At 69.8% G+C, this 7,632-nt stretch carries 7 protein-coding genes; 2 read left to right on the top strand and 5 right to left on the bottom strand.

Going from position 1 to position 7,632, the window contains the following annotated elements:
- The 4 genes from D7X55_RS31650 to cysD all read right to left on the bottom strand — a co-directional run.
- Positions 1-1,590 (bottom strand): FHA domain-containing protein (locus D7X55_RS31650; protein ID WP_121725016.1); only part of this gene is annotated, 1,590 nt, incomplete at its 3' end.
- 52 nt (positions 1,591-1,642) lie between these two features.
- Entirely contained in the window at positions 1,643-2,203 is a 561-nt protein-coding gene (gene cysC / locus D7X55_RS31645) for an adenylyl-sulfate kinase (RefSeq protein WP_120551431.1), read from the bottom strand.
- Between the two features lie 12 nt (positions 2,204-2,215).
- The gene (locus tag D7X55_RS31640; RefSeq protein ID WP_120551432.1) at positions 2,216-3,481 is read right to left on the bottom strand and encodes a sulfate adenylyltransferase subunit 1; all 1,266 of its coding nucleotides are present in this window, start codon (positions 3,479-3,481) and stop codon (positions 2,216-2,218) included.
- Entirely contained in the window at positions 3,481-4,386 is a 906-nt protein-coding gene (gene cysD, locus D7X55_RS31635) for a sulfate adenylyltransferase subunit CysD (RefSeq protein WP_120551446.1), read from the bottom strand. The genes D7X55_RS31640 and cysD overlap by 1 nt, the downstream gene beginning before the upstream one ends.
- Before the next feature lie 237 nt (positions 4,387-4,623).
- Between cysD and D7X55_RS31630 the strand changes: the two genes are divergently transcribed.
- Entirely contained in the window at positions 4,624-5,397 is a 774-nt protein-coding gene (locus D7X55_RS31630) for a thioesterase II family protein (protein ID WP_121725015.1), read from the top strand.
- On the opposite strand, the gene D7X55_RS31625 is transcribed toward D7X55_RS31630, so the two are convergent.
- On the bottom strand, positions 5,394-6,176 hold the full coding sequence (locus D7X55_RS31625; RefSeq protein ID WP_121725014.1) for a 4'-phosphopantetheinyl transferase superfamily protein: 783 nt from the start codon (positions 6,174-6,176) through the stop codon (positions 5,394-5,396). The genes D7X55_RS31630 and D7X55_RS31625 overlap by 4 nt on opposite strands.
- 91 nt (positions 6,177-6,267) lie before the next feature.
- On the opposite strand from D7X55_RS31625, the gene D7X55_RS31620 reads away from it, so the two are divergent.
- Complete coding sequence (locus tag D7X55_RS31620; protein ID WP_121725013.1) at positions 6,268-7,473, top strand: phosphatase domain-containing protein; 1,206 nt, start codon at positions 6,268-6,270, stop codon at positions 7,471-7,473.
- Positions 7,474-7,632 lie beyond the last annotated feature (159 nt).

The raw sequence follows: 7,632 nt of genomic DNA, 5'->3' as shown, positions 1-7,632 counted from the left end.
GGTCGTGAAGAACGGGTCGAAGATTCTGCCCGCGCTCTCCGAGGGGATGCCCGGCCCGTTGTCGCGCAGCCGGACCTCCACCTGCTCCTGACGCGCGAGGGTGCGAACCTTGAGCACCGGCACGTACGTGGCGCCCTGCGCCTGGCGCTTCTGACGCATGGCGTAGAGCGCGTTGTCCACGACGTTGATGATGACGCGGCCCACGTCCGCGCGGCTGAGCTCCAGCGGGCCCACGGCCGGGTCGTACTCGGCCTCCAGGCGGACGGACAGGGGCTCGCCCCGCATGCCGCCCTGCCCCAGCGCGACGCTCTCCGCGACCAGCGCGTTCAGGTCCACCGGCTCGCGAGGCCCGGCGGAGCGGCGCGCGTGCAGGAGCATGCCCTGGATGACCGAGTCCGCGCGGCGGCCGTGCTCGTTGATCTTCTGGACGTTGGTGCGCAGGCACGCGAGCGCTTCGTCCACGTCGCGCACGGATCCGGCCGTCAGCCGTTCGCGCTGCGGCGCCAGCACGTCCGCCAGGTCCTCGGTGAGGCCCACGGAGAGGCCCGCGAAGTTGCTGATGAAGTTGAGCGGGTTGCGCAGCTCGTGCGCCATGCCGCCCACCAGCGCCGCGAGCGAGGCCAGCTTCGCGTCCATGATGAGCTGCATGCGCTGCACCGTCTCCTGCTCGATGCGGCGGTAGAGCCGGGCGTTCTCCAGCGCGAGCGCCGCCTGCCCCGCGAACGCGACGAGGAAGTCCAGGTCGTCCTCGGAGAAGGACTTGGGCGTGGAGACGTTGTCCACGTACAGCACGCCCAGCACCTCATCACGGGGCTTGAGCGGCACGCACATGGAGGCGCGGATGGAGCTGAAGATGACGGACTCCGCGGCGCCCAGGCGCGGGTCGTTCACCGCGTCGGAGAAGAGCGCCGCCACGCTCCGGCGCAGCACGTAGTCCACGATGTTCTGGCTGTAGATGGGCCCGCGCACGGCGGTGCCCTCCGCCGTCTTCGTCACCCGGGGCTCCAGCTTCCCGGTGGCCTCGTCCACCAGCAGGATGACGCCCCGGTCCACGTGAAGGATCTGGAAGGCCAGGTCCAGCACCTTGCCGGGCAGCGCCTCCAGGTCGTCCGTGACGGAGAGCAGCTTTGCCACCTCCTGGAGGATGCGCATCCGCTCGCGGGCGCGCGTGGCCATGCCGGCGGCCTCCACCGCGGACTTCTCCGTGCCGGACACCGCCTGCACCAGCGTCTTCAGCGGCACGCGGGTGAGCGCGCGCGTGAGCTGGGGCCGGGGTTCTCCGGACGGGCCCGAGGGCACGGCCGGTGGCGCTTCATGGGTGAGCAGGAAGACGAGCTCCCCCAGCGTCAGCGTGTCGCCGGGGCGCAGCTCCTTGCGGCGGATCTGCACGCCGTTGACGAAGGTGCCGTTCTTGCTCTGGAGGTCGGTGACGAAGAAGCGCCCGTCGGCGGATTCGATGCGGGCGTGCTGGCGCGACAGGCTGCGGTGGGGAATGCAGATGCCCTGGTCGTCCGCGCGCCCGATGGTGATGGGCGCGTCCCCCAGCGGGTAGGACAGCTCATCCGGCTGCCCTGGGTTGTAGACGAGCATCGGCACGGCTTGGAGACCCCCTCCCGGGTCCCAAGCCTAGCCGAAAAGCCCCTCAGGCGGCGCTGGCGGCGGGGGCCAGCAGCCCCCGGTCCCTCAGCGTGTCGAGGATGCGCTCCAGCCCCGCCTCCACCGTCTCCGCGTCGGAGCGGACGGTGATTTCGGGGGACTCGGGCGGCTCGTACGGGTCCGACACGCCGGTGAAGTGCGGAATCTCCCCGGCCAGGGCCTTCTTGTAGAGCCCCTTCACGTCCCGGGCGATGAGCGCGTCCAGGCTGGCCTGGACGTAGCACTCCAGGAACGGGATGCCCGCCTGGGTGGCCAGGGCGCGCACCTCGTCCCGGGAGCTCTTGTACGGAGAGATGGCGGCGGTGATGACGCCCACCTCGTGCCTGGCCAGCACCCGCGCCACGTAGCCGATGCGCCGGACGTTCTCCTCGCGGTCCGCGCGGCTGAAGCCCAGGCCTCGGGAGAGGTACGTGCGCACCTCGTCCCCATCGAGCAGCTCCACGCGCTGCACGGGCGCGAGCTGCCGCGCCACCGCGGTGGACAGCGTGCTCTTGCCCGCGCCGGACATGCCGGTGAACCAGAGGATGAAGCCCGGACGCTGTTGCATCGCCATTTACCTCTACCTGTCCACGGCGGGGCCGTTGATCATCCCCGCGCCCACGGTGGCGTTGGTGCCTTCGTCGATGAGGATGAAGCTGCCGGTGCTGCGGTTGCGCCGGTACTCGTCGAAGAACAGCGGCACCGTCGTGCGCAGCGTCACCCGGCCCACCTCGTTGAGCTTCAAGCCGGAGCTCTGCTCGTCGCGGTGCAGCGTGTTGACGTCCAGCCGGTAGTGCAGGTTCTTCACCATCGCGCGCGCCATGCGGGTGGTGTGCTTGATGGCCAGGCGCGAGCCGCTGTTGAGCTGCGTGGAGTCCGACAGCCAGCACACCATCGCGTCGATGTCCTGGCTCGCGGTGGGCGGGTTGCCCGGGCGGCACAGCATGTCGCCTCGGCTGATGTCCAGCTCCTCCTCCAGCGACACGTTCACCGACATGGGCGGGAACGCTTCCTTCAGCGGCTTGCCGGCCAGCTCCAGCGCCTTGATGCGCGTGGTGAAGCCGGACGGCATCACCATCACCTCGTCGCCCGGACGCATCACGCCGCCCAGCAGCTGCCCGGAGTACGCGCGGTAGTCGTGGAACTTCTTCGCGGAGGCGGGACGGATGACACCCTGCACGGGGAAGCGCAGGTGGATGAGGTCCCGGTCGGACGCGATGTGCACGTTCTCCAGGTGGTGCAGGAGCGTGGGGCCCTGGTACCAGGCCATCTTCTCCGAGCGCGTCACCACGTTGTCCCCGCCCAGCGCGGAGATGGGGATGAACGACAGGTCGGACACGTCCAGCTTCATGGAGAACTGGCGGAACTCCTCCCGGATGCGGTCGAAGACGCCCTGGTCGTAGTCCACCAGGTCCATCTTGTTCACGCACAGCACCAGGTGCGGCACGCGCAAGAGCGACGCGATGAACGCGTGGCGCCGCGTCTGCTCCAGCACGCCCTTGCGCGCGTCCACCAGGATGAGCGCCAGGTCCGCCGTGGACGCGCCCGTCACCATGTTGCGCGTGTACTGAAGGTGTCCGGGCGTGTCCGCGATGATGAACTTGCGCTTCGCCGTGGAGAAGTAGCGGTACGCCACGTCGATGGTGATGCCCTGCTCGCGCTCGGCCTTCAGGCCGTCCAGCAGCAGCGCCAGGTTGACGTACTCGTCACCCCGGGCCTGGCTCGTGCGCTCCACCGCGGCGAGCTGGTCCTCGAGGATGGACTTCGTGTCGTACAGCAGCCGCCCGATGAGGGTGCTCTTGCCGTCATCCACGGAGCCCGCGGTCGCGAATCTCAGCAGTTCCACTAGAAGTATCCCTCGCGCTTGCGGTCTTCCATCGCCGTCTCAGAGAACTTGTCGTCCGCGCGGCTGGCGCCACGCTCCGTCACGCGGGAGGCCGTCACCTCCGCGATGACCTGCTCCACCGTGGACGCGGTGGACGGCACGCACGCGGTGCACGTCATGTCGCCCACGGTGCGGAAGCGCACCGTCTCCGTCGTCACCGTCTCGCCGGGCATCATGGACATGAAGGGCGACCAGGCCATCAGCATGCCGTCCCGGCGGAACACCTCGCGCCGGTGCGTGTAGTAGATGGACGGCAGCGCCACGTTCTCCCGGCTGATGTACTGCCAGATGTCCAGCTCGGTCCAGTTGGACAGGGGGAACACGCGCAGGTGCTCACCCCGGCGGTGACGGCCGTTGTAGAGCGCCCACAACTCCGGCCGCTGGTTCTTCGGATCCCACTGGCCGAACTCGTCGCGGAAGGAATACACGCGCTCCTTCGCGCGGGCCTTCTCCTCGTCGCGCCGGGCGCCGCCGAAGACGGCGTTGAAGCCGTTCTTCTCGATGGCTTCCAAGAGCGGCTGCGTCTGCAGGCGGTTGCGGGACGCGCGAGGACCCTTCTCCTCCGTCACCTTGCCCGCGTCGATGGCCTCCTGCACGGACGCGACGATGAGCCGCGCGCCCAACTCCGCCACCCGTTCGTCGCGATACTGGATGACCTCCGGGAAGTTGTGCCCCGTGTCCACGTGCATCAGCGGAAACGGCAGCGGCGCGGGCCAGAAGGCCTTCACCGCCAGGTGCAACATCACCGCGGAGTCCTTGCCACCGGAGAAGAGCAGCACCGGCCGGTCCAGCTCCGCCGCCACTTCCCGGATGATGAAGATGGACTCGGCTTCCAGCGCCTCAAGATGTGAAAGCTCGTAGCTCACGGTCAAGCAAGCTACCACAACCCTCCCCGGCCCCAACCGTGCGCGTGGAAGTTTCCGCGTCTTCCGGGTGTGAGACACGGCGGATGTGACATGCCGGAGGGGACGCGTGAAACATGGCCGGACGACCTGCTGGGATGGATGTTTCACGCGTCCACTCCCGGTGCGGATCCGCGGTTCTCACCCCGGGTGCGGGAGGGCGCTTTCGCGCGGGGGGGCCATGGTATAGACGGCCGCGCCATGGCAAGCGCCTCTCCTCCCGTCCTCGATCGCTGGTTCCCGTCCCGCAAGCCGCTTCCGGAGCCCCGGCTGCGCCTGTTCTGCCTGCCCTTCGCCGGCGGCAGCGCGGCCATCTACCAGTCCTGGAACCTGGCGCTGCCCACGGGCGTGGAGCTGTGCGCGGTGCAGCTGCCCGGGCGCGAGCGGCGCCTGATGGAGCCCGCGCTCAAGTCCATGCCGGAGCTGATGGACGTGCTGATGCCGGCGCTGACGCCGCTGATGGACCGGCCCTTCGCGCTGTTCGGCTACAGCATGGGGGCGCGCATCGGCCTGGAGGTGGCCCGGACGCTGAAGCGCCAGGGCGGCCCCAGGCCGGTGGGCTTCATCGCGGCGGCGGCGCCTCCGCCGTCGCACAACGACCGGGAGCCCATCCACGCGCTGGATGACGCGGGCTTCATCGCGAAGCTGCGCGAGTACGACGGCACGCCGGAGGAGGTCCTCCAGCACAAGGAGCTGCTGGAGCTCATCCTCCCCACGCTGCGCGCGGACTTCGCGCTGGCCTGGTCGGAGAACGGCAAGGACGCGGGCCCGCTGGACATCCCGCTGTCCGTGTACGCGGGCAAGGGCGACAAGCACGTGGGCCTGGACGTGATGGAGCACTGGCGCGAGGAGTCCACCGCCGACGTGCGCCTGCGCCACTTCGAGGGAGGCCACTTCTTCATCCGCACGCACGGCCCGCCGGTGCTGGCCGCCGTGCGCGAGGACCTGACGCGCTGGATGACGGCGCAGCCTTAAGCCGTCTTGATGACCGGGGCCATGTCCCCGGACAGCGGCACGGTGTGCTGCCAGCGCACCGTGAGCGCCCCACCCCGGGGCCTGCGGAAGGCCAGCGCCGCCTGGTGCCGGGTGGACGGCTTGTGCTGCATGAACTGCCACACGTCCGGCAGGTCGTTCATGCGCGGGTCGAAGGTGATGCCCGGCATCTGCCCGGGCACCAGGTCGAAGGCGAACTGATCCAACGGCAGGGACAGGCCCGCGCCGCGCGCCTTGATGTAGGCCTCCTTCAGGGTCCAGTACTCGAAGAACCGCTCGCGCTGGCGCTCCTTGGGCAGCGCGCGCAGGGCCTGCACCTCCGTCTTCGCGAAGTAGTGGTCGGCGATCTCCACCGTCTCACCCGGCCGCTCCGCGTCCTCGATGTCCGCGCCCAGGTCCACGTCCCGGCCCACCGCGACCAGGGCCATGCCGTCCGTGTGGCTCAGGTTGAAGCGCAGCCACTGCCCCACCGGACCCACGATGGCGGGCCGGCCGTACTCGTTGGGGACGAAGCGCCAGGCCTCCGGCGCGACGGGCGCGTAGCGCGACAGGGTCAGCCGCACCAGCGCGTGGGACACCAGGTACTGCCGCTGATGCCGCTCGAAGTGGAAGCGCCGCTGCCGCTCGCGCTCGCCGGTATCCAGGAGGGCCTTGTAGGCCTCCAGCAGGCGTGGGTCTTCGATGCGCTCGGGTTCGACGATCCACACGTGGACCTCGTCGGGGCGCAGGTCGAGGGGCGTGGAGGTGGGGGACGCCGTCATGTCGCGCAGGCAATCAGGAACCGCCGCGCCTGTCACGGGGGCTGGCCCGTCCTCCTGGCGGACGCATAGGCTGCCAGGAGGGAGACCACCCATGGACCTGTCCATTGCGACGACGAAGCTCCAGGCGCTCCGCCGGGACATGACGGGCCACACGGACCGGGAGGACGAGCGCCGCATCCTGGACCTGCTGGAGGGCGCCACCAGCGAGGAGCTGAACTTCCTCCTGTCCAACGTGGACCTGGTACGCCTCCTGTCGGACCTGGACGACCGGCTGGTGGGCCCGGCCCACCACACGGCGCTGCTGGACCTGTTGTGCACGCGCCGCGCGGCGGAGCTGTCCCTGCCGGTGCGCGCGTCGCTGGCCACCGCGCTCCAGAAGGGCGCCACGCGCTCGCAGGCGGAGCGACGGTTGCGCGACCTGTTCCTGGCATTGAAGGGCCGCGAGCTGACCGGCTTCAAGAACCTGCTGGAGGCGGGCGGCGAGTACCACGACCTGCACAAGCTGGTGTTCGACGACGTGGACGACGTGGCGCTGCGCGCGGAGCTGCTCGCCCACTTCCAGCGCGAGGCCCAGGCCTTCCCCAGCGGGGAGAACAAGGTCCTGAGCGACATCGACGACACGTTCTTCGTCAACTGGGTGGACAAGCGCTACCCGTCGAAGACGGTGTACCCGGGCGTGCTCGCGTTCTACCAGGAGCTGGACCGGGGGCCGGGCATCATCCCGGGCCGCGCGGGCGACCTCGTGTTCGTGAGCGCGCGGCCGCAGGATCCGCTGGGCCTCATCGAGAACGCGACGCTGGACTCGCTGAGCAAGCGCGGCGTGCCGCTGGCGGTGATGCTCTCCGGCAGCTTCTTCTACCTGCTGGGCAACACCCGCATCGCGCAGAAGAAGTTCGAGAACTTCGAACAGTACGCGCGCCTCTTCCCCGAGTACGGCTTCGTCTTCGTGGGCGACAGCGGCCAGGGCGACGTGGAGTTCGGCGCGAGGATGCGCGAGGCCCTGCCCCATGCCGTGCGCGCCGTGTTCATCCACGACGTGGTGGCGACGCCGCAGGAGCAGCGCGACGCCTGGCGCGCGAAGCACGTCTTCTTCTTCGACACGTACGTGGGCGCGGCGGTGGACGCGTTCCACGCGGGCGTCATCTCCCGGGACGGCGTGGACCGCATCGCCGCCGCGGCGACGGAGTCCCTGGCGGCCATCGCGTTCCCCTCCCCGGCCCAGCGTCAGGCGCGCGAGGCGGAGCTCACGCGGGACCTGGCGCTGGCGTCCGCACTGCCCCGGGTGCCGGTCCGCTGAAGCCTCGCTGACAGCCCGCTGCCCACCGGTCCCGGACAGTTGGCGGGACGTACGAAGCACCCCCACCTTGCGTGCGCTTCACAGGGGTGGAGCGGCCGTCTTGGGGACGGAAGGAAGGGCTCCGGGAGGTTCCGGGGCTGTCTCGTATACACATCTGAC

The organism is Corallococcus sp. AB049A (assembly GCF_003668885.1).
In the GTDB taxonomy this organism is placed as follows: domain Bacteria; phylum Myxococcota; class Myxococcia; order Myxococcales; family Myxococcaceae; genus Corallococcus; species Corallococcus interemptor.
The sequence above is the reverse complement of the archived record's forward strand: the minus strand, read 5'-3'. Positions and strand labels throughout refer to the sequence as shown.